Origin of the sequence: Cytobacillus oceanisediminis 2691 (assembly GCF_007678455.1) — a bacterium.
GTDB lineage: Bacteria > Bacillota > Bacilli > Bacillales > Cytobacillaceae > Mesobacillus > Mesobacillus oceanisediminis_A.
Genome location: NZ_VEEP01000009.1, coordinates 32,172 through 57,419, shown reverse-complemented (window position 1 = coordinate 57,419; position 25,248 = coordinate 32,172). Strand labels below are relative to the sequence as shown.

Genomic DNA, 25,248 nt, shown 5'->3' with positions numbered 1-25,248 from the left:
TGTTTACTGTGCTTGTTTTCAGTTTAGCCTGGAATAACTAGATTAACGGAGTGATCGGAATGAATATCATCCTTTTCGATAGAGACCTGCGCATATTTGACCATCAACCGATTGCAGAAGCAGCAAAGATTGGCGAAGTCTTGCCTCTTTATATAATTGAGCCATCACAATGGGAGGATGCTGCCTATTCAGTTCGTCATTTCCAATTTGTAGTTGAAAGTCTTGAAGACCTTTCTCATCAGATTGAAAAGCGGGGCGGCAAACTCTTTTTTTCCATCAATAAAATGTGTGATGTTTTCGAGAAACTGATGGAAGCTTATGAATCTATCAATGTCTTTATCCATCGGAATTCAAGGATTTTAAAAAAGGTTATCGAATGGATGGGGAGGAATCAGCAACGACTGTTTATTTATGGAGCAGAAATTGATCAGGTATCAGCCAGGGGTGTTAAAAAGCAGGTTCAGTCATATTTGGATGAGCCACTTATCCAAGCGCCAGACGAGATTCAGGTTCCTGAAGAAACGCCGTCAATTCTGTTCACAGATATGAAAAAAATCCATCATTTCCACGTAAAAGGCCAGAGAATTCGTTTTGGCCAACAAGGGGGCGAATCCCGGGCAATCGAGACGCTGGAATCCTTCCTTGAGGAAAGATGTGCGAATTATATTGTTAACCAGCATAAACCGCTTCCATCATCGTTTTCTTCTTCCAGGCTTTCCGCTTATATTTCCTGGGGGAATATCTCGGTGAGGACAATTTTACAGAAAACATCCGAAAAACTTCAATTATGCGAAAATGATGATGAAAAACTTCAGCTAGAAGCATTTTTATCAAAATTAACTTCCATGATGAGAACCGTCTGCCATCCACCGGAAGACAAGCAGATCGAAGAGGTATCAAGAATCAAGAAGGACTGGAATGAAGAGTGGTTCCAGCGCTGGATCGAGGGAATGACAGGAGTTCCTGTCATCGACGCTGCAATGAGAAGCCTGGTTAAAACAGGCTGGTTGAACTACACGTTAAGGGAAATGGTGACCTCATTTATTGCCAATACTTTATTGCTGGATGGGCAGAAACCCTCTGCAGTGCTTGCACAATTGTATTTGGATTACGACCCTGCATTACATGATTTTTATGTTCAGCAAATAACTGGCTTGAGGACAAAAAAGGTAAAAATCGCAAATCCAGTAAAAATCAGCAAGCAAATCGATCCGGAAGGAGGATTCATTCGCCGTTATATAAGTGAATTGGAAACAATTCCAGTAGAGTATGTTCATGAACCATGGCTTTATCCTGCTTTTTATCAACTAGGCTATCCACCTCCGATGATTGATGTCGTAAAAGCGAATAAGCTGGCGCGGCAAAGGTTTGATAGTCTAACGAAACAAAATAAACCCTCTGGAAAAAACGGTGAGGGCGAAACAGGCCAGCTATCCTTTGATATCTGAAAAGGGTTCTGGCACATTGCCCCATCCTTTCAGGTAAGTCAGGGAAACTCCTAAAAGAGTGATTATGCCGCCTGCAATGGTCAGGAAGCTTGGTACTTCTCCCAACCAAACCCAGGCTACCAGGAAAGAGGCGGCCGGAGTAAGGTATAAAGAACTGGCCGCTTCTGATGCACCTGATTTCGCGGTTATATAAGCTAAAGCGAAATAGGCTATTACGGTCGGAAAAACTCCAAGATAGACGGCGCTAATCGTTGCTCCGGAGGATGCTGAGGAAATTTGAGCTGAGAGATCGGAAGCAAAGAATCCCATGAAGATGGTAGCACTCCATATCGTGTAGGCAGTAAATGGGAGTGGTCCGTATTTATCCAGATATTTTTTTTGGAACACGAAATATATGGATTCTGAAAATGAAGCAAGCAAGATCAACATCACGCCAATTCCTAAATCTAGACCTTTGCCGGAGCCAATTGAAATAAGGACGATTCCTGCCATGCTGATGGCAGCGCCAGTCCAGTACCTTTTTCCTGCACGTTCCTGAAAGAAAATCCTTCCTAATAATCCAATGAAAACAGGTGATGTAGATACAAGCAAACTTGCTGCCCCTGCACTGACTGTTTGTTCCCCGAAATTCAGGGCTGTTTGGTAGACCGCAAACCCCAGGAATCCAAACAGGAAGATGACAGGCAAATCTCTGACCTCCGGCATCTTCATCTTTGTAATGGCGGCATAGCAGACAAGAGTAATCGATCCCACCAAAAGCCGAAGAAAGGATAAGTGCTCTGCAGAATATCCCTCCAGTCCGTGTCTTATACCGGCGAATGCCGAACCCCATAAAAGGATGACGAGCAAGTGTGCTGTTATCAATTTAATATTCAAATCCTCCACCTCAATAAAAACCATCCAATTTAATCCTTATTAACCTTATGTCTTTTAAATATAATCGGGACTTGGTAAAATGTATCCAACCAATAGGGGTATATTGAAACCAACCAATTTTGAATGGAGCCTGTGAATGAAAGCACCGAAGTACAAGATGATTAAAGATTATATAAAAGAACAGATTACGAATGGTACTTGGCCGGTTGGCAGCAGGCTGCCGAGCCAGCGCGCTCTTGCCAGTCAATTCGGAGTAAACAGGAGCACGATTGTGACAGCGTTGGATGAAATGGCCGCCGATGGCCTGATCGAAGGGAAAACAGGGATGGGAACAATTGTTGTCAACAACACATGGACACTTATGCGATCAGAACCTCCATTGAACTGGAATGAACAGGTAGGACTGGGTACTCATCAGGCAAGCATGCCAACAGTCCAGGCAATAAACCAGGCAGAATCCAATGAAGGCTTGATTCAGCTAAGCAAGGGAGAGCTTTCAAAAGACTTATTCCCTCTTGAGGAGATGAGGGCTGTTATAACGAAAGTAGGACAAAATCTTGAACCTTTTGGCTACGAGGAACCGAAGGGGAATCCACAGTTGAGGGATGAGATTGCCAAATACCTTAGTCAAAAAGGGATCAATACTTCTTCGTCCTCAATCCTTATTGTTTCTGGTGCTTTGCAAGCACTACACCTTATTTCGATTGGGCTGCTGGAAAGAGGATCAACAGTGTTACTGGAAACTCCATCCTATGTGAATTCTTTATCGACCTTCCAATCCGCAGGAATGCAGCTTCAGGGAGTTCCGATTGACCATGAGGGCATCATTCCCGGGAAGATAGAAAAGATCCACCCAAGCAAGAACTCAGTGCTTTATTGTCATCCCACCTTCCATAATCCAACAGGGGCATTGATGGGGGAAAAAAGAAGACGGGAATTGTTGAGTTTGGCGGAAAATGCCCAGATCCCAATAATTGAAGATGATGTGTACGGTGATTTATGGCTCGACAGTCCTCCCCCTATGCCAATCAAATCCCACGATAGGCATGGCAATGTTTTATACTTAGGCAGCCTGTCAAAGAGCCTGAATCCGGGATTGAGAATTGGGTGGCTAGTAGGCCCTGAAGCTGTCATTGACCGCCTGGCAGACCTGAAAATGCAAACAGACTATGGCACAAGTTCCCTTTCCCAAAGAGCAGCGGCAGAATGGCTTTCAAGCGGACTTTACGAGAAGCATGTCACAGAGGTCAGGAAGCATCTGAAAATACGGAGGAATGCAGTGCTGCAAGCACTGGAACAGCACTTGAGCCGATATGCTGAGTGGGAACATCCTGCAGGCGGTTTTTTCATATGGGTTAAAATAAAGCAGGAAATCTCTTTGGCTGACTTATACCGCAAGGCACTTGCGAATGGGGTGCTGATCAATCCCGGCAGGATTTACACGAACCAAAGAAGCCTGCACTTCCGGCTTTCATTTGCCAACGCTCGGGTTAAAGATATTGTTAAGGGAATCGCAGTATTAGAATCGCTGATCGAAGACTGTTAGAATAGGAGAATACAAGTTTTCTGCAAGGCAGAATAATAATCGAGGAGAAAGTGGTTTATGAAATTAGTATCATGGAACGTGAACGGCATAAGGGCTTGTGCCCGGAAAGGGTTTTTGGATTTCTTCCGGGATGCGGGGGCGGATGTATTTTGCATTCAGGAAACCAAACTGCAGGAAGGCCAGATAAGCCTTGAAATGGAAGGGTATCACCAGTACTGGAACTATGCTGAAAAGAAAGGGTATTCTGGTACCGCTGTTTTCACCAGACAAAAGCCTATATCAGTAAAATACGGCATCGGATCAGCCGAACATGATCATGAGGGCAGGGCAATTACCGTTGAGTTTGATCAGTTTTATCTTATCAATGTTTATACGCCGAACTCTCAGCGTGATCTTGCCCGCCTCGGCTATCGTTTATCCTGGGAAGACAAGCTTAGGGATTACATGCTCGAATTGGAAAAGGAAAAGCCAGTTGTCCTGACCGGAGACCTGAATGTCGCCCACCATGACCACGACCTGAAAAACCCTAAATCGAATCGAGGGAATTCCGGGTTTACCGACGAAGAACGCGGGAAGATGACTCAACTCCTGAACAGTGGTTTTGTTGATTCTTTCCGATACCTTTATCCTGATGCCAAGGATGTATACACCTGGTGGTCTTATATGAGTAAAGTGAGAGAAAGGAATATAGGCTGGCGCATTGATTACTTCATTGTTTCAGAAAAACTGGCGCCTGCCATTCATCAAGCAGGAGCAGAATGTTTAATAATGGGCAGCGACCACTGTCCTGTGACACTCGAATTGAATGTATAAGGCCTATAGCTAGAATCCCCTGGGTAGTGTTACAGGGGATTTTTTGTATTATACAGACATCGAAGTGTTTAAGAGGATGCGGAAATTTAAACAGTATGACCTAATTCCAAACCTAATAACAGTGATAAACCATTTAAAGGCAGCATTTTTAAAAGAAAACTATAAAAATTAAAACCTTTTCTTTTGATTTTTCATTAAATGTTATATACTATAAATTAATAAGGATAACACATTTAAAAAATCCTTGATAATGTTACATAATTATTATTGGGGGTACGTTGGTGGTGAGTTCTATTAAACTAACAAAACGGCAGGAAGAAATCGTTCAAATTGTAAAAGAGGATGGCCCGATTACCGGGGAGCAGATTGCCGAAAAACTGAAGCTGACACGGGCAACCCTTCGTCCCGATCTGGCAATCCTTACAATGGCAGGAAGTCTTGAAGCGAGGCCAAGAGTCGGCTATTTTTTCAATAAGGATAAAGAGAGATTATTCGAACCGACAGAGGTACTGAATTTGAAGGTGAAGGATTATAAAGGCCATCCAATTGTGGTGCAAAAATCTTCCTCTGTATATGATGCGATCGTCCAGATGTTCCTTGAGGATGTCGGGACTTTGTATGCTGTTGATTCAGAGGGGTGCCTGGCTGGAGTCATTTCGAGAAAGGATTTACTGAGGGCTGCGATTGGAAACAAGAACCTCGAAGATCTTCCTGTAAGCGTCATCATGACGAGGATGCCTAACATCATAACGGTAAAACCTGAAGAAACGCTGCTGCAGGCTGCCAGGAAACTGGTGACGAATAGAATCGATTCTCTCCCTGTTGTACGTGAACTCAGCAGCAACCCCGATTCATATGAGGTTATCGGGCGAATAACCAAAACAACGATAACCAAGGTATATTTAGAAATCGCAGAGCAAAAATCTGTCTAGGAAGTGAGCGCACTTTGGATATGAAGGAAGTTGTCTATGTGGTATCCGACTCAGTCGGGGAAACAGCAGAATTTGTAGTAAAAGCTGTGGCAACACAGTTTAACGGCGGGCAGGTTGATATAAGAAGGAATTCATATGTTGAGGATGAGGAAGACATTGAGGACATTTTGATGATGGCCAGGCAAGGACATTCAATCATCGCATATACCATTGTCGTACCCGCCCTAAAAGCCTATCTGGACCGGAGAGCAAAAGAAGAGGGGATTTACGCAGTTGATTTGTTGAATCCACTTATGAACGCGTTTGAAAAGAAGTTCAACAAAGAGCCTAACCATCGTCCCGGCATGATGCGTAAATTGGACGATGAATATTTCCGCAAGATCGAAGCCATCGAATTTGCCGTAAAGTATGATGATGGCCGTGATCCGCGCGGGATATTGAGGGCAGACATTGTTTTGGTCGGTGTTTCCAGAACATCGAAAACCCCATTGTCAATGTACCTGGCACATAAGCGCTACAAAGTAGCCAATGTACCGATCGTACCGGAGGTCAAACCGCCGGATGAATTATTCCAGATTCCAAGAAGCAAATGTGTAGGTTTGATCATTTCACCGGATAAGCTGAACGAAATCAGGACGGAAAGGCTGAAGGCGCTCGGACTTGGAGCCAGGGCGAATTATGCCAGCTATGAGCGAATTCTCGAAGAGCTGGATTATGCTGAAAAAATCATGAAACGTGTTGGCTGCCCGGTCATCAATGTTTCCAATAAGGCCATTGAAGAAACAGCAGGACTGATACTTGATATTCTAAAAAGTGAGAGGAGTTAAGCGAATGTCTAAATTTGTGTATCTTTTTAATGAAGGAAACAGCGGAATGAAAGAAAAACTGGGTGGGAAGGGTGCAAACCTGGCGGAAATGACACGTATCGGTCTTCCGGTACCTTTCGGATTCACGATTTCGACAGAAGCGTGCAACTCCTATTACGATGAGGGGAAGACTATCCCGGCAGAAGTTCAGGCACAGGTTCTCGAAGCACTCGGTGAGCTTGAAAAGAAAACTGGAAAGGAACTTGGTAATCCGGAGAATCCCCTGCTAGTCTCTGTACGCTCTGGCGCAGTATTCTCAATGCCGGGAATGATGGATACAATCCTGAACCTTGGCATGAATGATGAGACAGTTGAAGGAATGGCGAAGCTTACAAACAACCCGCGGTTTGCGTACGATTCCTATCGCCGCTTCATTCAGATGTTCAGTGATGTTGTCCTCGATGTTGATGTTTTCTTCTTCGAGCGATTACTGGAAGAAACAAGAGAAGCGAAAGGCTATAATTCAGACCCTGAGATGACTGCAGAAGATTGGAAGGAAGTAATCGAAGGATATAAGAATATCGTGACAAAGCATACGAGGAAGCCGTTTCCGCAGGATCCAAAAGAGCAGCTATTCCTGTCGATCAACGCAGTTTTTGACTCATGGAACAATCAACGGGCGATTGTTTACCGCCGTTTGAACAAAATTCCATCACATTTAGGCACAGCGGTAAATATCCAGAGCATGGTATTCGGGAACATGGGAGACGATTCAGGAACTGGTGTTGCTTTTACTAGGGACCCATCCACAGGCGAAAGCATTCTGTATGGAGAATACTTGATCAACGCTCAGGGAGAAGATGTTGTGGCAGGCATACGGACTCCTCAGCCAATCCAGACATTAAAAGATGAAATGCCTGCTGTTTATCAGCAATTCGTTGACACTTGCAATCGACTTGAACAGCATTACGAGGACATGCAGGATATTGAATTTACTGTTGAACGCGGTGAGCTTTTCATCCTTCAGACACGTACAGGGAAACGCACCGCGCAGGCTGCTATCCGTATTGCAACAGAACTTGTGAAAGAAGGAATCATTGATAAAAAGACTGCCCTGCTCCGTGTTGATCCTGAACAGCTTGACCAGCTACTTCACCGCAGGATTGACGAGAATTATGAACGCAACCAGCTGGCTAAAGGCCTTCCTGCATCACCTGGTGCAGCAACTGGCAAGGTTGTTTTTGATGCAGATGAAGCAGAGCTGCTGGCAAATGAAGGCCAAAAGGTCATCCTGGTGCGTCCCGAAACCACTCCTGATGATATCCATGGCATCATTTCCGCCCAGGCTGTCGTAACCAGCCGTGGCGGTATGACTAGTCACGCTGCAGTAGTTGCTCGCGGAATGGGTAAAGCATGTATTTGCGGATGCGAAGCGATGAAAATCGATTTACACGAAAAGCAGTTCCGAGTCGGTGAAATTACCGTGAACCATGGGGATATCATCACGATTGATGGGGGAACAGGAGAAATCATGCTCGGCGAAATCCCGATGATTGAACCTGAGTTATCTGCGGAGTTCCAATTATTACTGTCATGGGCAGATGAGGAGCGTAAAATTGGCGTCCGCACGAATGCAGATAATCCTGAGGATTCCGCGAAAGCTCTGGAATTTGGAGCTGGCGGCATTGGTCTTTGCCGTACAGAGCATATGTTCATGGACGCTGCAAGGGTGCCGATTGTTCAGAAGATGATCCTGGCAGAAACATTTGAAGAGCGGAACGCTGCTTTGGATGAACTCCTGCCGATGCAGCAGGGAGATTTTGAAGGAATTCTGGAAGTGATGCAGGGACTGCCTGTAACGATTCGCTTGCTTGACCCTCCATTGCATGAGTTCCTTCCTGATAAAGAAGAACTTTTGGTGGAGATTACAAAACTTCAAATCTTAGACCCGGAATCAAAGGAACTTAAGGAAAAAGAAGCATTGCTGAAGAAAGTGCGCCAGCTTGATGAGTTTAATCCGATGCTTGGCCATCGCGGCTGCCGACTTGGAATGATCCATCCTGAAATATATGAAATGCAGGCTAGAGCAATCTTTTATGCAGTAGCGAAACTGGCTGATAAAGGAATCGAGGCGAAGCCTGAAATCATGATTCCGCTAGTCGGCCATGTGAATGAACTGAAAGAAATGCGTGAACTTGTAAATGCAGCAGCACTTAGTATAAAAGAAGAAACAGGCAAGGAGTTCGAATATACAGTGGGAACGATGATTGAAATCCCGCGTGCAGCCCTGACTGCTGATCAGATTGCTGAGGAAGCAGACTTCTTCTCATTTGGGACGAATGACCTGACACAGACGACTTTCGGATACAGCCGTGACGATGCAGAGGGCAAATTCCTTCAGGCATATATCGAGCAAAAAGTCCTTCCTGAAAATCCATTTGCTGTCCTTGATCGCGAGGGAGTGGGCAAATTGGTGGAGACAGGTGTGGAACTGGGCCGAAAATCAAAGCCTGGTTTGAAGACTGGAATTTGCGGGGAGCATGGCGGAGAGAAGAGTTCGATTGAATTCTGCTATAATGCTGGACTTGACTACGTCAGCTGCTCTCCTTACCGGGTGCCGCTTGCAAGACTTGCAGCTGCACAGGCAACAATCCGTCACGAAAAAATTAATGAAAAAGAAGTTGTAACAGCTAAATAGTGAGTTATGGGAGCGTGTGTCAAAACCACGCTCCTTTATTTTTTAATTTTGGCTGACCGACAGAAGTTATTTATAGTCACTATAGAAGTTTATTGAATGCTTATTTCCTTATTAATAGGTAACTGATGGGAAAAAGGGTATACTAGAATTATATGTAATTCCTCGGGTCTTCTGGTGTTTCGACTTACCATGAGAAGGCGTGAGACCAAACCAGAGAGGATGAGGAAGATGTTAATCAAACTATATCAGGCAAAAGCTGGAGATGGCAGCAAAAAGAAGGGGCTTAGGAGGACGAAATCCTATTTTTCGACACCTGAGGATGCATTGTCAGAGGCTTTTGCATTAAAGGAAAAGATGGATTCGAGATATGAAAATGAAATAGAATGGGACTATCAAGGTGATTTTACAGGGACTCCGGAGAAAATGAAAATCCTCAGGGGATATTTAAATGGCAATCGGGAGAGTACAGCATTTTACCTTGAAATTCTAAGTATTGAAAATAACGATGGGATTAAACCTGTATCGCCTTATAAACCGAAGTCTGTTACGAAGGATGATAAGAAAATTTCTACTAGGGTAATGAAGAAGTTAAAGGTAAAGCAGGCATAGTAACACCCCATTCCTCTGATTTTACAGAGTATAGGATATGGAAGGGACGCACATTCCAATTGTGCGGCCTTTTATTTATATTAGGCAATCTTGAGGGGATCAGATATGAAACAAATTGAAACAATTTATCAGCAAGCAGTTGAGAATACGAAAAATAAGGTCATGGAAGACATTGCGAAATTCCTTGGCGAACAAGAGAGTCTTCCTGAATTGGAAGAATACCTGAAAACAAGAGCCACATATATTAACCAGATTTGGCTGAATGTTTGGCTGACGAAATCGACAAATGACTTTTCAAAGCGTGATAAAAAGGAATTTTTAAGTGAGCGGGATTATATTGTTGAAGGTGTCGACCGTAAACTCATCAATAAGCTTTTCAGGAATGAAATAAGAAGCTATCAGCCTTTTGACCCGAAAGATTGGATTGCTTCGGCCATCAGTGAGGACAACTGGCCTGATTTGTACGAGCAATCAAGAAAGAAGTTCCTGAAGAAAAAGGAAGAAGATCGCTTGCTTGAAAAAAAGGCCAAAATCATTGAAACGATCTATCAACATGCCCAGACAGTTTTAAATGATTTCCAGGAACTTGCCTATTTAAGAATCAGACATAGTATGGCTGTCGAGCTTAAAAGAATTTTTCAGGAAGAATCAAAATACAAGGATATAGACACATTCATGCTCGAGGAAAAATTGACGGTGATTGGTTCGTTCAACACAGAAGACTACAGGACAATGGCCGATTTTTTTGATGAGCTGACAGGGCAAATTCATCAGACCTCTCACTGGGGCCGGTATTATTTTGAGTATGAAACCTACCAGTATCATTTCGAAAAAGCGGTACTGGAATATTTTTCAGGCATAGCAGCAGAGAAGGTGCTGGAATGTCTTGACCAGGAATTAATCAACGGTTATCAAGTTGCATTCGACGATTCATTATCTATTCCTGAGATCTGGAGAAGCATCAGTGATTTGGCCGAAATTTATATTGACGGTTTCATGTATAAGCTTCAGGAAGAGTATATCAGTGATCTTTTAAGGTTGCAGGATATTACATTTGATTATGAAACTCATCAGGAAATTTATGAAAAGGACCTGGCAGAAAGAAAGCGCAGGAGGGTGGAAGAACAGGCAGAACTTGAAAGGAAAAGAGAAGAAGAAGCCCGAATGATGGAAGATATTTTCGGCAGGGAATACAACCCTTCACTCAGGCGCAATGTCCGGTACATTTTGCATATCGGTGAAACCAATACCGGCAAAACCCACCAGGCACTTGAACGGATGAAACAAGCAAAAAGCGGCCTTTATCTCGCTCCTCTGCGGTTGCTTGCACTTGAGGTATACGAAAAATTAAATGCTGAGGGCGTTCCATGCTCATTAAAGACAGGGGAAGAAGAGAAACCAGTTTCAGGTGCAAACCATATTTCCTGTACAGTTGAAATGTTCCATGAAAAAGACTTTTACCATGTAGTGGTCATTGATGAATCCCAGATGATTGCTGATAAGGACCGTGGCTTCTCCTGGTTTAAAGCAATTACAAAAGCAAATGCGGAGGAAGTTCATATCATAGGCAGCAAAAATATCAAGGCAATGATGATGGATCTTCTCGATGATGGGGTGGCAGAAATATATGAATACACCCGGGAAATTCCTCTCCAGGTCGAAAACAAGGAATTCAGCCTTAAGAATACCAAGAAGGGCGATGCACTGGTTTGTTTCTCACGGAAACAGGTGCTTGAAAATGCAGCTAAATTGCAAAACAGCGGCCGCCAGGTCAGCATGATTTATGGCAGTATGCCGCCAGAAACAAGGAAAAAGCAAATAGATCGATTCATCAACGGAGAAACAAGTGTCGTTGTAGCTACTGATGCTATTGGCATGGGATTGAATTTGCCGATCAGGAGAATCGTCTTCCTTGAAAATGAAAAGTTTGATGGAACGAGGAGAAGGAGGCTGACTTCCCAGGAAATCAAGCAAATCGCTGGCCGTGCAGGAAGAAAGGGAATTTACAATGTAGGCAGAGTGGCTTTCACTTCAGAAATTGACTTGATGTCCAGGCTGCTTGAAAAAGAGGATAAACTTGTAGAGACCTTTTCTATCGCACCTACTTCAGCCATTTTTGAAAGGTTCCAGAAGTATCATCGAACGCTGGCTGTATTCTTCGAATTATGGGATCAGTTCGAGAGCCCAAAGGGCACAAACAAAGCTTCTCTGTCTGAAGAAAGAGAACTTTATGAATACGTGAGGGACACCGAAATCGAGGCAAGGCTGCCAATGATGGAGCTATACGGATTCCTGCATCTTCCTTTTTCATCGAGAGAGCCAGCGCTTATCGAACAGTGGCTGGAAACGATCAAGGCGATTGTTGCTGGATATGAGCTGCCTGAACCTCCTGTAAAAACGGCCAGTCTTGAAGAGCTCGAGCTTTCTTATAAAGCGATCGGACTCCACCTTTTGTTTTTATATAAACTAGGAAGAAAAACAGAGGCTATTTATTGGGAAAGGGTCCGTACAGAGTTAAGTGATGAAGTACATGAGTTCTTAAAGGCAGAGGTGAAAAATTATAAAAAGAAATGCAGGCACTGCGGGAAGGGAATCCACACTGACTCTCCTTACCAGATATGTGATGCCTGTCATGCTGCAAGATACAGGAAACGCAGTGCTCCAAAGGACCGGTGGAGATGATTAATTATCAGCAGGGCTTAGTTGTTTAAGCCCTGCTTCTTTGGAAAACGAAAGTAATATATAACAGAACAACAGCCATATGATAAAAGAAGGATAAAATAAAAAAGGTGTGATTAAATGGCTGTCCACATCGTGAAATCAGGAGAAAACCTCTGGTCCATTTCCAAAACGCATGGGGTAACGATTCAAAATATAGTGGAAGTTAATGGTCTTCCTTCGGCAAATTTTATCGTTCCAGGACTTGCCCTTTACATACCAGACAAGCAACCGATCATCAGGTTTTATAAAATTAAAGCCGGTGACACATTGTGGAAACTTTCGCTGCAATTCAATACAAGTATAAACAATATACTAAATGCCAATCCCGGTCTGGATCCAAACAGATTATATATTGGCCAGAACATCAACATACCTTCCCCTATCAAACCACAGTTCTCCACTTTAGGATTTATCGTCCCTGGTTCTTCTCCAACATTCCTGAACGATTTAGCAGAAATTGCACCTCACCTTACTTACCTGGCAGTTGCAGCATTTTCCTTCACAGAAGAAGGATATGCGTATGTAACAGGTGATGATGTCCCTATCGTCATTCAAAGCAATGAATTGAATATCATTCCGTTGTTAATGGTTCAAAATACAACATCCGCAGGTTTTAGTAAAGAACTTGCAGGAAGAGTTCTGTCATCGCCAGCATATCGAAGGAATCTTGTGGCAAGCCTGGTCAATCTCGCTTTAAAAAGAGGATACCGAGGAATCAGCGTAGACCTGGAATTTATTCCGCCTCCTCAGCGAGAGGATTTCAATACATTCCTCAAGGAACTGAAAACAGCAATGGGCAGTCTTATCATGCATGTGAATGTCCATGCAAAGACTGAAGATATACCTTCCAATCCAATCATAGGAGCTTATGATTATAAGAAAATCGGTGAGATTGCTGATATCGTCGCTGTGATGACGATTGATTATGGGTATCCGAGCGGTCCGCCGGATCCAGTTTCGCCGCTTTGGTGGATCGCACTCGTTGTCAGATATTCATTGACCCTTATCCCTCGGGAAAAGTTACAGATTGGCCTTCCGCTATATGGACATGACAAAATAGTATCCTCTACTCAGTTTCGTGCCCTTTCCGTGCTGGATGCGCAAAATCTTGCCATCTCAACAGGTTCAGTCATTCAATATGATTCAGCAGCAAAGTCACCCTGGTTCAGGTACTGGAGAGGAACGGAGGAACACATCGTCTGGTTTGAAGATATCCGCAGCTATATCGAGAAATACAGGCTGATTGATTTATATGGATTGAATGGAGCAACCTACTGGCAACTAAGCTTCCGGGCTCCCCAGAACTGGGCTTATCTTGATAAGGCCGATATAGTTTAGATAGTGTTGGAGAGGTGTGTTTGTTTTAAAGTGGATAGAAGTTTTGTCAAAACACCTGGCTGTCACTGGAGCAGGTACAGGTTCGGACAAAACGTCGGCAGATCATGAAGAAAATGTCCGAAGCAGGTGGAAGTTCGGACAAAGCGCCCGTAGACCATGGAGGAATTGTCCGAAGCAGGTGTAAGTTCGGACAAAGCGCCCGTAGACCATGGAGGAATTGTCCGAAGCAGGTGTAAGTTCGGACAAAATGCTTGCAAATCATGAAGAAAATGTCCGAAGCAGGTGTAGGTTCAGACAAAACGTAGTCAGATCATGAAGAAAATGTCTGAAGTAGGTGGAAGTTCGGACAAAACACCGGGAGATCATGAAGAAAATGTCTGAAGTAGGTGGAAGTTCGGACAAAACGCCGGCAGATCATGAAGAAAATGTCCGAAGTAGGTGGAAGTTCGGACAAAGCGCCGGGAGATCATGAAGAAAATGTCCAAAGTAGGTGCAAGTTCGGACAAAACTGCTGCAGATCATGAAGAAAATGTCCGAAGAAGGGGTAGGTTCAGACAAAACGCCGGCAGATCATGAAGAAAATGTCCGAAGAAGAGGTAGGTTCAGACAAAGCATAGGCAGATCATGAAGAAAATGTCCGAAGTAGGTGCAGGTTCGGACACAACACCGCCAGAATAGAGTTAGTTCCCTTAAAAAATATGTACCAATCCAAAGTATCCAAGCACCTGGTTTTATCGAGCCAGCTGCTTTTTTTATGTAAAAGGGTAATTGTCCCTGGTTTTTGGGTATTAAATAAGTAAATATATTTTATATTGGAGGGCCTTATCAATGAATAATTTTCTAAAAAGTGGTTTTTTACTTGGGCTTGGAGCCGCGGTTGCAGGAAAGGAAAAAATTGATGAAACAATCATGAAGCTGGTCGAAAAAGGAAGTATGACACAGACAGAGGCTGATACGATTTTTGATGAACTTTTTAAAAAAGGTGAAAATAAAAGTGAGGAATGGAATGATGAATTTAAAAAGATGGCAAGAAGCCAGCTGAGCGAATGGGGATTTGTGACAAAAGAAGAATTAGATGTTGTCCAGGCCCAGCTTGCATTATTGAAGGAAGAAGTTTCATTGATTCGCAAAAATAAAATGAATACAGAATTCGACCAGGCGGAGAATGGGATGGAGAATGTCCCACCTGGTTTTTCAAAAGACATTGAATAGCAGCAGGTGATGGAATGTTGACGGACCGTTTGAGACGTTTAAATAGATACAAGGAGATTGGTTCCTTATTTGTGAAATATGGATTTGGCTATGTTTTGGAAGAAGTCGGCCTTTTCCATATTCTATCGCTAAAAGATAAAGTAAAAGCAGAAGTGAAAGATGGTAATACACAGGAAATGGGTTATCGCATCCGCTGTATGCTGGAGGAATTGGGCCCGGCCTTTATCAAGCTTGGACAGCTTCTCAGCATTAGGAGTGACCTGTTGCCCGATGAAATTGTAAAGGAATTGGAACTGCTCCAGGATCAGGTACCACCCGTCCAGGTAGAAGAAATAAAAAAGAAGATCCAGCATGAATTTGGCAGGCCTGTTAATGAAATCTTTCATTTTTTCAATGAAGATTATGTCGCCGCAGCTTCTATCGGACAGGTTCATGAAGCCGTTTTACACAGTGGAGAATCAGTCATGGTCAAAGTCCAGCGTCCGGGGATCAAGAATACTGTGCTTACTGACCTGGAGATTTTAAGGGATTTTGCAAAACTAATCGAACAGCGATACGACTGGGCGCAGTATTATAACATAACGGATATGGTTGAGGAACTTTCTGAATCAATCAGAAGGGAACTGGATTATTCTGAAGAGGCCCGGAATACAGATATGGTTCAACTGCAATTTGAGGATTGTGACTCAATTAAAGTTCCGCTAATCTTCCATGATTACTCCACAACCCAAATTCTCACCATGGAAAAGGCTGAAGGAATCAAACTGAATGAGTTAAACGCAATGGTTGCAGGAAAAGAAGAAAAACGAAAAATTGCAGATTTACTGGTAAGTGCATTTATAACTCAAATTCTTAAAGAAGGATTTTTTCATGGGGACCCGCATCCGGGTAATATCCTCTATAGCCTGGAAAAACAGCAGCTGGTGTTTATTGACTTTGGCCAGGTAGGAAGGCTTTCGGCAAGTATGAGATACCATTCCGCTTCGATGATGATGGGAATCATCCAGCAGGATACCCATCGCATTGTCAAGGCGATATTCCGGATGGCATATGTTCCATCCGACATAGATGAACAGCACTTTTATGACCACGTGGATGGCATCAGGAAAACAGTAGAACTCTCATCCAAAGATGGCCTGAGTCTAGGATTGACGGTCAAGGAGCTATTTGCGGCTGCCCAGGAACACCGGATTATCCTCCCAAAGGAAATGACGATGATGGGTAAAGCCCTGATCACAATAGAAGGGATCATTTCTGAGCTGGATCCAACCCTGGATATGATCGAGATTGCAAAACCTTATGGAGAACAGCTTATGAGGGAACGCTATGATCCGATCAAGATGGGGAAAAGGCTCTTGAATCAAGCAGAAGACTTATCAGATACATTTGTTAATATCCCAAATCAAGTTGAAAATGTCCTGGACAAGGCATCCAAAGGCGATTTGAAATTTGAAATCAGCCTTTCGGAAATCAATCGGATCCTCAATAAATTCGATCGGATCAGCAACCAGGTTTCTTTTAGCCTTACGCTGCTCGCCTTCAGTATTGTAGTCCTCGGTTTGATAGTAGGAGCGACTTTTGGGAATAATACGATATTGACTAGCGTACCTGCTATAGAAATAGGATTCTTCATAGCGTTCGGTATGTTTTTATTGATTATTTATTCGATTTTAAGATCGGGAAGATTTTAAGGCGATTCAGGCAATGGTCCTTTCATTGCCTTTTTCTATTACTAAGATTAATAATGCGTTAAGATTCGGAGGAGTAGAGTATGCCATGCAGAACAACTGATGAATTGAATGAACTCGTTCAAAAAGCAAAACATTACACATTTGGCGGCAAGGTTGCAGATTATATTCCTGCACTGGCAAAAGCCAATCGTGAGGAGCTATCAGTCGCTATTTTCCATGATGACGGAACCTGTGTATCCGCTGGTGATATCCAGCAAAAGCTCTCATTGCAAAGTGTCTCCAAAGTTCTGACACTTGCACTGGCGCTGATGGATTATGGGGAAGAAGCAGTGTTTGATAAAGTGGGGTATGAACCAACAGGTGACCCATTCAATTCAATCGTCAAGCTGGAATTCAGTCCATCCAAACCTCTGAATCCGATGATTAATGCTGGAGCCCTTGCGGTGACACATATGATAAAAGGGGAGGATGCGGATGACAGGTTCAATCGAATCCTGACTTTTATCCAGGATCTTGCCGGCAATTCCTCAATCGGATATTCCAAGGAAATCGCCGATTCCGAATTCGAAACTTCCGACTTGAACAGAGCCTTAAGTTATTTTTTGAAGCAGCATGGCGTCATCGATGAAGATGTAGAAGAACTGCTGATGGTGTATACAAAGCAATGTGCGATTGAAATGGATTGTCTTGACCTTGCACGTATTGGCTGTGTCTTTGCAATGGACGGTTTGGAGCCTGTCACCAACCGCAGGCTGATTCCTGCACATGTGGCTCGCCTATGCAAGACCTTTATGGTCACTTGTGGAATGTATAATGCATCTGGAGAGTTCGCAGTCAGGGTTGGGATTCCTGCGAAGAGCGGAGTATCTGGCGGTATCATGGGCTCAGTACCGAACAGGTTTGGAATTGGCATTCTAGGGCCGGCACTTGATGAAAAGGGCAACAGCATTGGCGGTATCAAGCTATTGGAAATGATGTCTGCTAAATACGATATGAGCATGTTCTAGCAGGCTGAGATTTGTAAAAATTCAGACAAATATTACCCGTGCGAGTATTTTTTTGCATGGTAAGATAAGGGGGTGGTTTATATTAACTGAAAGGAGAGTTATATGTATGGTCACGGATCAAAAAGTAATTTCCATACAGGAACGATTAAAAGATCAGGCATTTGAGGAAATAGAGGAATTGTTTTATTTCGCCAATGAATATTTTGGTGAATATTTACTTTATTTAGTTGATGATTTCATTGAAACAGAACAAATACCTGAAAAAATAGCCTCTTCATTAATTCCTCATTTTATTTCCTGGGCAGTGTTTTGCCATCACCTCCCTGACACAAAGAAGACAATCTTAGAGCAATATCTAAATTCACCTGAATACAAAAGCAGAAGGAATCCCAGAATCCACAGAATCATCAGTGAATGGAAATACGCATCACCGGGATTTTACATAATTAATGAATTTTATGGTGACCGTTTGCTCGTTGTCCATGATGTATTGCGCATGAAGGAGAGGCTGGTTGCCATCTATAATGAAATATACCATCATCCTGGGGACCATGACTTACTTTTGGGGTATCTGCTTCCAGCGGGGGATGGTACTTATTCACCAATTATCGATTTTTTCCACATACCAGTTCATCACAAAAAAGAAGCGGTCCACAGAATCATTGATTTCTATAATAAAAAAGCCGATGCTTCTGATCTTGAATTCTACGTCCATCATTATCCTAAACTGCTTTCCATCGTTTCCGGCGCTCTTCAACAATGAATTTCCAGAATGACAATAGGTGGGGTTTGAAGCGGCTGCTAAAAAAACCTATTGAGTATAAAACAAATACCTACTACTTCAAACAGTGAAGGACGAGTACATAAGTACCGTCCTTTCTTTGTATATTTACCCCCCGAATGCATCAAGGATGTCCTCAACTTCCTTCATATCGAGCAATTTAGCTGCCTCAGTTTGCTCTTTTGTACCCCTTGATTTTACAGAGGGCTGAATGAAAAAAGAGCCATTATCAAGTATCGACCGGATGTCAGCGAGCTGCTGGAGGATTTCAGCAGAACCCCCATTCACCGCAGGCTTAGGAGTAAGGTAATGATGGAGCGCAGCAAGGACGAGATGGCTCAAAGAATTGTTTTCTGCATGGTATTCAATTTGTTCAATTACCTTTGGTGATATTGAATAAGATTCGCCGGTTTTGACGTCAATATATCGATCAGGAACTGTTATCGCAACTTTATTAACATAATCCGTATAGGTGTTTGACATACCGATCACCCTTCAATGGGAATTAGTTCCTCGGTATTCTCATGTTGTTTCTTAATTTGATTCATTTTGGCTAGAATCATGAGTCCGAAGACATTCAGTTTTTCCAGGTTCTCAGGAAAAGTCAGTTCAATCGGTCGCCCTTTGTCAGCCCATCTTACCGCTGCTTCCTGTATTTGCTTTTGTGCAAGTTTAGCTGCACCGCCCACTGCAATATAGCGGGACGCCCCCTTGATTTCGCTGGAACTGCTCCTTGCACGGTCAAAATGCTCAAGGTATTTGATTGCCATGATTCTGAGTTGAGGGATAACGTACTTGCTTATATCTTTCCTGACACCTGCAAAAGGTTCAACATACCACTCTGATTGTCCTGCTGAAAGTTTCTCCTCGAGTTCAGACCTGGAATCGAAGGTATAGAGTTCATTCTTGCTTACCTTCTTTATGATTGTATCCAGGAACAGATTAATGCCAAAATGGTCACCTTCAACCGACGCCACAGGCTTGCTGTTTTTGATGCCGACAAAGTCCACCGAATCACCGCCCAGGTCACCAATGATGACTCCTTTCCTGGAATCTTTCACGAGACCGTCATCCTTAATGGCGAGTGTGTCAATGTCACGTATTAACCCTAGATATGCACATGCTCCTTCTGCACCGACAATCACATCTTTTATCTCAAGCTTGACGATCAGTTCTTTAGGTTCGGAAATGCCGGGTACCTTATGAAGGGTGATGGTATGGCTGCCAATTAAACGCTGTTTAAGTAATTCCTTTTTTTCCTTATATTGAGTTGTAGGAAGTGATACAGCTAATTGGTCCACACAGTAGCTTATTTCAATGTCCTCCGGATTTAAGTTGGAAGCATGATAGGCTGCAGCGGCGAATAAAAGGATATAGGTCCGGTCTTCGTCTGCTTTTTGATTATTGCTTGAGGTCAGGCTCACATTCCTCTGTCTTGCGGCAGCCTTTCCTGCGTAAAAGATTTCCCTTTTGTTTGTGACCGCCGGGCTTTTTATCTCTACGATCAAATTTTCTTCGAGTTCAATATCCTCTTCGTCATAGGGCTTTTCATAAAACTCATCATCGTATAGCGCGATTGCGTTTGGCATTTGGTATTCGCTCAACTGCCCATCATCAGAGGCCAGAACCTTATACCAGCTGTTGCCTATGTCGACTGCAAGATAATTATAATTGTTCATTTCATCCTCCTCCTTTTGAATCCTATGCAAAAGGTATGTTCCATTGTGCAAGTACCCAATAGAAATAGAAAAAGGAAGAAATAAAGAAAAAGCATGATAAAACCAAAAAAATCCGCGTTTGTTCTGATTGATTCATCTAGTCCAAAAAATCTAGAAAGAATAGGATAAATTGTACAAGAAATTTTAAAAGGAGGAACAAAAATGACTAATGACCATAAAGGTAAGCATGGATGTGTAAATGTAAATCAGTCTGCATCCAGAAGTGAGTGTGTCAACGTACCTACACCGGGTTTAGTGCCTTCTGCCAATGTTCCAGTAACTTTAGCAGATATTACAGTTTCAGATCATCTGGTTGCCGATATCCATTTTCCGGATCCGGTCTTGGAAATCAAGGACATTAAGAAGAGAGTAAAAATCGTACAGTGCAGATTGCTTATAGGACCTACTTCAGACGCTGCAACAGGAATTCCATTATTCATCAAAGGGTTCATTCGCAAGAATATTCAGTACGCAACACCATGTCCTCATTCATCAAGTGACTGTGTAGCGTCAGAAATGCGATCTCTTACTGTAGACGTACCGTTTGAGTGTGTAACGGTTATCACTGATTTCCTGACTCCCCCAGTAAATCCAGTTGTTAATACTCGTGCAGAATTCGATTTCTTCAGGGCACAGAACCTGGGACATGGATTTCCAGAAAAGGATCAGTTGCTATCCAGCGACTTATCACAATTCCATCAAGTGAGTACTCAAAACTACAATCAGATTCCATTCTGCGAACTGGTATCCAGCAGCATCGTTCAATGGGACGAAGCTATCGACCGTCAACCTTTAACACCACATCATGCACCATTTGAAGAAGGCACCTTCCACAATATTGTGGAAAAAACTTTCCTTCAATTCCGTGTGAGAGTTTTACAGAACCAGCAAGTTGCCTTGAATGGAAATGGCGACGACAATGGTAATGGCTAACTACCACTACTATTAATAAGAAACAAAATGGCGAAGGCTATTGTCTTCGCCATTTTTTATGGACTCTTCTATACATATGCCGATTTTCTTCAGGCTGCTCGTATTCCTGACGTATAAAAAGTATCAAAAAAAATTTTTAGTTCTTTCCTGGCCAGTACATCGCTATGAAAATAAATGATTTAAAAAGGTCCATGCCCTTTTTTAACTCACATAGGGGGGGCATACGCCTAGACCCAATAAATCAGGATGCATAGGATAGAACATCTTCACTCTAAGGAGTTTAAGGAGGAGCCATGTATGTTTGAATTAGATAAAAATAAAAAGCCCGATTATGAGTGTAAGCCTTCAAAAGACCATTTTGAATGCACACCAAAGCATCATCACCCACATGTAAGCTTAGGGAAGGTCGTAACGAAAGTTCCTGTTGTCCTTGCAGAGCTGACGCTGCACGTGAATTTGGATACGTTAATTAAATTTCCAGAACCAGTGCTTGAAATTAAGGATATAAAAAAGAGAATTAAATTGACTCAATGCCGATTGCTATTGCCGACCAATAAGCTGTTTATCAAAGGTTTTGTAAGGAAGAACATCCAATATGCCAGCCCTAGCCAGGAGATTGAAGCTTCATCATCCTCATCAGTAGCTTCTGACTTGCATTCCTATACAGTAGATATTCCGTTCCAAGTTGTGACAGAAGTCAAGAACTTCCTTTCACACCCTGTAATGCCGCAGGTGAATAATCGTAAGGAATTTGATTTCTTTGTATCCAAACCATTGTCAACAGGGTTTCCGGAAAAAGATGAGTTATTGACCAGCGACTTGAGCCAATTCCATCAGGAAAGCTCACAGCACTATAATGAACTGCCGTTCTGTGAATTAGTTTCCAGCCAAATTATTGAATGGGATGAGGCAATTGACCGTCAGCCGCTTCCAACCTCTTCACCGATCGACGAAGGATTTTTCCAGACAATTGAAGAAAAAATGGTCATCGATTTTACCGTACGCGTTCTTCAAAACCAGCAAATCCGGGTATCTTCTGCAACGAATGATCCTGATTGCTATGACGAATCAGAATAAATAACAGTAAAAGACGGGGTATTATACTAGGCAACTATAGTATATGCCCTTTTGCCTTTATATAGGAAGGAGGGCATGGATCGGTTTCAATTTGGAGGAGAACCATCCAGTTAAGATGGATAACACCAATAGAATGTTTCAAGAAATGAATTTTTTTACCGGAAGTTTGAGAAATCTCTCTGGAGGACGTAATAGAGGTTCGGAAAGTCTTGAGAATGATAGAAATAATACCAATTTAAGCAATAACCGAACAAGCAGGGATTCAAAGGGTTCGGGAAAACCTTTGATACTTTCTCCGCCGGTAATTAAAAGTGTTGAAGAAAAGACATCCCAGAAAAATACACTACAGATGGATGAAATAGAGGTCGAGTCAAGTGACAACAGGGATATTTCAGTTGTTGCCGAATCGGATGATATCGATCAGGAAGAAGTCAAGGAAAGTCCTGATGAAGAGATTAATGAAATATTAGAGGAATCCAGCGAATTCAATCATGATCAAGAATCTTACAATCAACCCAGAATGAACGAAGAGTCTCAGGAAGATGCAGATTTTGAACCTGATTTTCAGGATTCGAATGAATCCTATGAAGAGTCATCATCAGAGCCTATCCAATTAGCAACGGCTGCATACCGTGGAATTAATAAAACGTATGAAAGGACTAAGGTGAGGCTTCCTTTACAGTTGGCAGATGTCGATCTCGAAATAGACATATTTGATACATTCAAGCTCTCAAGACCCATCTCTTCTATATCAAATGTTCGATGCTCTTTGCAATCACTTGATGCAGAAGTATTGCTGCCATCGGCAAAGTTATTTACGAAGGGAATCCTTCTTTTGACTATGGATTATGTAAATAACGACGATCTAGGGACCTTGCATTCACTAAAAATCCACTTGCCATGGAAAAAAATCATCCCGGTTAATTGGATTCATCAGCCCGAACTTTCCTCAAAACACAGCAAAGAATATATGTTCACTTCCCCGCTGGGAATGGAAGCAGGATTTACGCGTGAATATAAAGAGAGTTTAGTGGAAAAGGTGGACTTCACTTTAGCGAATCTGCACTGTGTTTGGAATGAACAATTTGTTGACCAAGACAAAATCATGTTCCAGGGTACTGCACGGATGAAGATCGATCTTTTTCAGAAACAATGCCTGGACTTGCAAAAGCTACTTTCACAATAAATTTAAAAAGGGTGCCTCAGACGAGACACCCTTGCCTGTTTGCTATTCTTGATTCCGAATCTTTAAACCTTTCATCTGTCCTTCATGCTTCCAGGTTGTAATACCATATAGAAGTCTTAGTCTTAGGAAGAAGATTCGTCATATTCTGGTTCTGGAGCATTGCAATAATCCAGGTTAACCTGCTGCTTTTGCAGTAATTTAATCTTTAAACCGACTTCCATCTTTTCGGTGATGCGGCTGAATCTTCCCCAGTTGTCAAAGTCCTTGAAAAGATCAATGTCATTGACGAAAGAATAGAGCAGTTTGCATTTAATTGGCTCATTGAAATATTCTTCCGTAAAGGCACCCGAAGTGCAACGATCGGCACCAAGACCTTTTTTGTCGATGAACCTTCTTTCACTAATAGAATTCTTATTGCTCAAAATTTCTTCAGTAGGCTGATTGAAGACTTCAACTGCCTGAATACATGTAAACGGCACATCGACACTATGGTCCCGCATAAATCCGCTGCATTGATCTATATACTGGATATTTTTGTGAACAATACCGGAGACATAGAGTTTGACAGTTCCGCTATTCATTGAAGAAATGATTGCCTTACACTGGGTTAAGGAAACATTCCTTTTCATGTTCTTGATTTCTCGGGCTGGTGTTGGGAGATGAATATCACTTTCAACATCTACCTGAAGATCTACTACCGCAAGAGAAACATCGATATCAGCAACCGGGTATGTGAGGTCTACCCCAGTAGGTGGATTAGATACACTGTCGCAATCAACACGAAGCGTTTTTGCCTTATCGCATGAAGTCTGTGGCGGGCAGCCATGGGAAGTGTTGCAGCCTGTATTTTTTCTCATTTCTTTCACTCCTTATTTTTTTATATCAAAAGCTTCAAGGAACAGTCTGACTCTGCTCCTTTCTTTTGACTTACTATTGTATATGCCAGTACACCAATGATTGAATAGACGAATGATAGGGGGCATTCACATATTTTTACCGAAAAGTACAGATAAGAGAAATTGATAGGTATTTATGAACTAACAGTAAATAAACCCCACATAAGTGGGGCATTCAATCTATTGGGATCACCCGCGTCCAGAGCATAAGAGCTTATGTGGGTCCATTTTTTTGGCTTTGACTGGGGGAAAGCAGGTAATGCCTACGAAATCTTTTAAATCGACTTCAAAGCAAGCTCCTGTTCTGATAAAGCCTTCAATGCCATGATGCTTTCCTTCACATCTCTCAGGACAAAGCAGTTCGAGAATCGCGCAGCAGCTAGATCCTTTTACAAAATCAACAACGCGGAAAAAGGTAGATTTTATATCATAAAAACAGCCATCGATCTTCACTACTCCGGTACCTACAAATGTCTCACAGTTACCTTTGCTGCAACCGCATAATAATTTAAAGGGAATGGTATCAAAGTTTGGATGCTTGCCTTGCTGCAGCAGTTCCTGAATCGAACGCTCGCAGCTGACATCACAGCCGTTTTTCCTTTTTGATACCTTATGCTGAGCTTCATTTATATCCCTTACCTTTTTGCAAACGCAATTATGGGAATGTTTTTCATGGTGATGGTCTTTTTCACAGCCGCAATCATGGAAATCATCGTCCCAGTCCTTGTGTTTATCTTTTCCCCTCCATTTTTTACGATCCTTGTGGTCAAACCAGTCATCCGATTCGTTATGGTGGTCATGGTCCCAGTCCTTGTGTTTATCCTTATCCTTGCATTTTTTACGGTCCTTGCGGTCATCCCAGTCATCCGATTCATAATGGAAATCATGGTCCCAGTCCTTGTGTTTATCCTTATCCTTGCATTTTTTACGGTCCTTGCGGTCATCCCAGTCATCCGATTC

The 25,248-nt window shown here is 42.6% G+C and carries 21 protein-coding genes; 16 read left to right on the top strand and 5 right to left on the bottom strand.

The genetic code is table 11. The annotated features are described in order from the left end of the window. Window positions 1-59: 59 nt before the first annotated feature. Window positions 60-1,448 (top strand): FAD-binding domain-containing protein, encoded by a 1,389-nt coding sequence (locus FS736_RS17405; RefSeq protein WP_144479600.1) that lies wholly within the window; start codon window positions 60-62, stop codon window positions 1,446-1,448. Here FS736_RS17405 and FS736_RS17400 read toward each other — a convergent pair. Beyond that, window positions 1,431-2,333, bottom strand: coding sequence for a DMT family transporter (locus FS736_RS17400; RefSeq protein ID WP_260983650.1), 903 nt, complete (start codon window positions 2,331-2,333; stop codon window positions 1,431-1,433). The two genes, FS736_RS17405 and FS736_RS17400, sit on opposite strands and share 18 nt — an antisense overlap. Before the next feature lie 127 nt (window positions 2,334-2,460). Between FS736_RS17400 and pdxR the strand changes: the two genes are divergently transcribed. From pdxR to FS736_RS17340, 12 genes are all read left to right on the top strand, one after another. After that, a complete protein-coding gene (gene pdxR / locus FS736_RS17395; protein ID WP_144479596.1) occupies window positions 2,461-3,870 on the top strand; it encodes a MocR-like pyridoxine biosynthesis transcription factor PdxR in 1,410 nt (469 codons plus the stop codon). Window positions 3,871-3,927: 57 nt separating this feature from the next. After that, window positions 3,928-4,683: an exodeoxyribonuclease III gene (locus FS736_RS17390; protein ID WP_144479594.1), complete on the top strand. Its 756-nt coding sequence runs from the start codon at window positions 3,928-3,930 to the stop codon at window positions 4,681-4,683. Window positions 4,684-4,967: 284 nt separating this feature from the next. Then, window positions 4,968-5,615 carry a helix-turn-helix transcriptional regulator gene (locus tag FS736_RS17385; protein WP_144479592.1) on the top strand — a complete coding sequence of 216 codons (648 nt, stop codon included), beginning with the start codon at window positions 4,968-4,970 and terminating at the stop codon, window positions 5,613-5,615. Between the two features lie 14 nt (window positions 5,616-5,629). Next, complete coding sequence (locus FS736_RS17380) at window positions 5,630-6,442, top strand: pyruvate, water dikinase regulatory protein (RefSeq protein WP_144479590.1); 813 nt, start codon at window positions 5,630-5,632, stop codon at window positions 6,440-6,442. Window positions 6,443-6,446: 4 nt separating this feature from the next. Continuing rightward, window positions 6,447-9,119 carry a pyruvate, phosphate dikinase gene (ppdK, locus tag FS736_RS17375; protein WP_144479588.1) on the top strand — a complete coding sequence of 891 codons (2,673 nt, stop codon included), beginning with the start codon at window positions 6,447-6,449 and terminating at the stop codon, window positions 9,117-9,119. A 228-nt stretch (window positions 9,120-9,347) separates the two neighbouring features. Next, window positions 9,348-9,728: a hypothetical protein gene (locus FS736_RS17370; protein WP_144479586.1), complete on the top strand. Its 381-nt coding sequence runs from the start codon at window positions 9,348-9,350 to the stop codon at window positions 9,726-9,728. Between the two features lie 105 nt (window positions 9,729-9,833). Continuing rightward, window positions 9,834-12,410 carry a DEAD/DEAH box helicase gene (locus tag FS736_RS17365; protein WP_144479584.1) on the top strand — a complete coding sequence of 859 codons (2,577 nt, stop codon included), beginning with the start codon at window positions 9,834-9,836 and terminating at the stop codon, window positions 12,408-12,410. Between the two features lie 117 nt (window positions 12,411-12,527). Further along, window positions 12,528-13,787, top strand: coding sequence for a LysM peptidoglycan-binding domain-containing protein (locus FS736_RS17360; protein WP_144479582.1), 1,260 nt, complete (start codon window positions 12,528-12,530; stop codon window positions 13,785-13,787). Window positions 13,788-14,615: 828 nt separating this feature from the next. Next, a complete protein-coding gene (locus tag FS736_RS17355) occupies window positions 14,616-14,999 on the top strand; it encodes a phasin family protein (protein ID WP_144479580.1) in 384 nt (127 codons plus the stop codon). A 14-nt stretch (window positions 15,000-15,013) separates the two neighbouring features. Next, entirely contained in the window at window positions 15,014-16,690 is a 1,677-nt protein-coding gene (locus FS736_RS17350; protein ID WP_144479578.1) for an ABC1 kinase family protein, read from the top strand. 80 nt (window positions 16,691-16,770) lie between these two features. After that, window positions 16,771-17,697, top strand: coding sequence for a glutaminase A (glsA, locus tag FS736_RS17345; RefSeq protein WP_144479576.1), 927 nt, complete (start codon window positions 16,771-16,773; stop codon window positions 17,695-17,697). Window positions 17,698-17,803: 106 nt separating this feature from the next. Continuing rightward, a complete protein-coding gene (locus FS736_RS17340; protein ID WP_144479574.1) occupies window positions 17,804-18,460 on the top strand; it encodes a hypothetical protein in 657 nt (218 codons plus the stop codon). A 126-nt stretch (window positions 18,461-18,586) separates the two neighbouring features. Here FS736_RS17340 and FS736_RS17335 read toward each other — a convergent pair whose 3' ends face one another. Both FS736_RS17335 and FS736_RS17330 read right to left on the bottom strand, forming a co-directional pair. Continuing rightward, window positions 18,587-18,961, bottom strand: a complete 375-nt coding sequence (locus FS736_RS17335; protein WP_144479572.1) for a hypothetical protein — start codon at window positions 18,959-18,961, stop codon at window positions 18,587-18,589. A gap of 5 nt (window positions 18,962-18,966) precedes the next feature. After that, window positions 18,967-20,157, bottom strand: a complete 1,191-nt coding sequence (locus tag FS736_RS17330; RefSeq protein ID WP_144479570.1) for a ParM/StbA family protein — start codon at window positions 20,155-20,157, stop codon at window positions 18,967-18,969. Between the two features lie 201 nt (window positions 20,158-20,358). Between FS736_RS17330 and FS736_RS17325 the strand changes: the two genes are divergently transcribed. The 3 genes from FS736_RS17325 (at window position 20,359) to FS736_RS17315 (ending at window position 23,392) form a co-directional block, all read left to right on the top strand. After that, window positions 20,359-21,129, top strand: coding sequence for a CsxC family protein (locus tag FS736_RS17325; RefSeq protein WP_144479569.1), 771 nt, complete (start codon window positions 20,359-20,361; stop codon window positions 21,127-21,129). Window positions 21,130-21,426: 297 nt separating this feature from the next. After that, the gene (locus tag FS736_RS17320) at window positions 21,427-22,206 is read left to right on the top strand and encodes a CsxC family protein (protein ID WP_144479567.1); all 780 of its coding nucleotides are present in this window, start codon (window positions 21,427-21,429) and stop codon (window positions 22,204-22,206) included. Window positions 22,207-22,351: 145 nt separating this feature from the next. Next, window positions 22,352-23,392 (top strand): hypothetical protein, encoded by a 1,041-nt coding sequence (locus FS736_RS17315; protein ID WP_144479565.1) that lies wholly within the window; start codon window positions 22,352-22,354, stop codon window positions 23,390-23,392. Between the two features lie 122 nt (window positions 23,393-23,514). Here the strand turns inward: FS736_RS17315 and FS736_RS17310 are convergent, their stop codons facing one another. Both FS736_RS17310 and FS736_RS17305 read right to left on the bottom strand, forming a co-directional pair. Then, window positions 23,515-24,249: a CsxC family protein gene (locus tag FS736_RS17310; RefSeq protein ID WP_144479563.1), complete on the bottom strand. Its 735-nt coding sequence runs from the start codon at window positions 24,247-24,249 to the stop codon at window positions 23,515-23,517. Between the two features lie 228 nt (window positions 24,250-24,477). Next, window positions 24,478-25,248, bottom strand: a 771-nt coding sequence (locus tag FS736_RS17305) for a CotY/CotZ family spore coat protein (protein ID WP_144480025.1), incomplete at its 5' end; no start/stop codon positions are given.

Excerpts from the sequence above, each read along its gene's own strand:
- FS736_RS17405 (WP_144479600.1), top strand. The coding sequence starts at position 60 with ATGAATATCATCCTTTTCGATAGAGACCTGCGCATATTTGACCATCAA.
- pdxR (WP_144479596.1), top strand. The coding sequence starts at position 2,461 with ATGAAAGCACCGAAGTACAAGATGATTAAAGATTATATAAAAGAACAG.
- FS736_RS17390 (WP_144479594.1), top strand. The coding sequence starts at position 3,928 with ATGAAATTAGTATCATGGAACGTGAACGGCATAAGGGCTTGTGCCCGG.
- ppdK (WP_144479588.1), top strand. The coding sequence starts at position 6,447 with ATGTCTAAATTTGTGTATCTTTTTAATGAAGGAAACAGCGGAATGAAA.
- FS736_RS17370 (WP_144479586.1), top strand. The coding sequence starts at position 9,348 with ATGTTAATCAAACTATATCAGGCAAAAGCTGGAGATGGCAGCAAAAAG.
- FS736_RS17365 (WP_144479584.1), top strand. The coding sequence starts at position 9,834 with ATGAAACAAATTGAAACAATTTATCAGCAAGCAGTTGAGAATACGAAA.
- FS736_RS17360 (WP_144479582.1), top strand. The coding sequence starts at position 12,528 with ATGGCTGTCCACATCGTGAAATCAGGAGAAAACCTCTGGTCCATTTCC.
- FS736_RS17355 (WP_144479580.1), top strand. The coding sequence starts at position 14,616 with ATGAATAATTTTCTAAAAAGTGGTTTTTTACTTGGGCTTGGAGCCGCG.
- FS736_RS17350 (WP_144479578.1), top strand. The coding sequence starts at position 15,014 with ATGTTGACGGACCGTTTGAGACGTTTAAATAGATACAAGGAGATTGGT.
- glsA (WP_144479576.1), top strand. The coding sequence starts at position 16,771 with ATGCCATGCAGAACAACTGATGAATTGAATGAACTCGTTCAAAAAGCA.
- FS736_RS17340 (WP_144479574.1), top strand. The coding sequence starts at position 17,804 with ATGGTCACGGATCAAAAAGTAATTTCCATACAGGAACGATTAAAAGAT.
- FS736_RS17335 (WP_144479572.1), bottom strand. The coding sequence starts at position 18,961 with ATGTCAAACACCTATACGGATTATGTTAATAAAGTTGCGATAACAGTT.
- FS736_RS17330 (WP_144479570.1), bottom strand. The coding sequence starts at position 20,157 with ATGAACAATTATAATTATCTTGCAGTCGACATAGGCAACAGCTGGTAT.
- FS736_RS17325 (WP_144479569.1), top strand. The coding sequence starts at position 20,359 with ATGACTAATGACCATAAAGGTAAGCATGGATGTGTAAATGTAAATCAG.
- FS736_RS17320 (WP_144479567.1), top strand. The coding sequence starts at position 21,427 with ATGTTTGAATTAGATAAAAATAAAAAGCCCGATTATGAGTGTAAGCCT.
- FS736_RS17315 (WP_144479565.1), top strand. The coding sequence starts at position 22,352 with ATGAATTTTTTTACCGGAAGTTTGAGAAATCTCTCTGGAGGACGTAAT.
- FS736_RS17310 (WP_144479563.1), bottom strand. The coding sequence starts at position 24,249 with ATGAGAAAAAATACAGGCTGCAACACTTCCCATGGCTGCCCGCCACAG.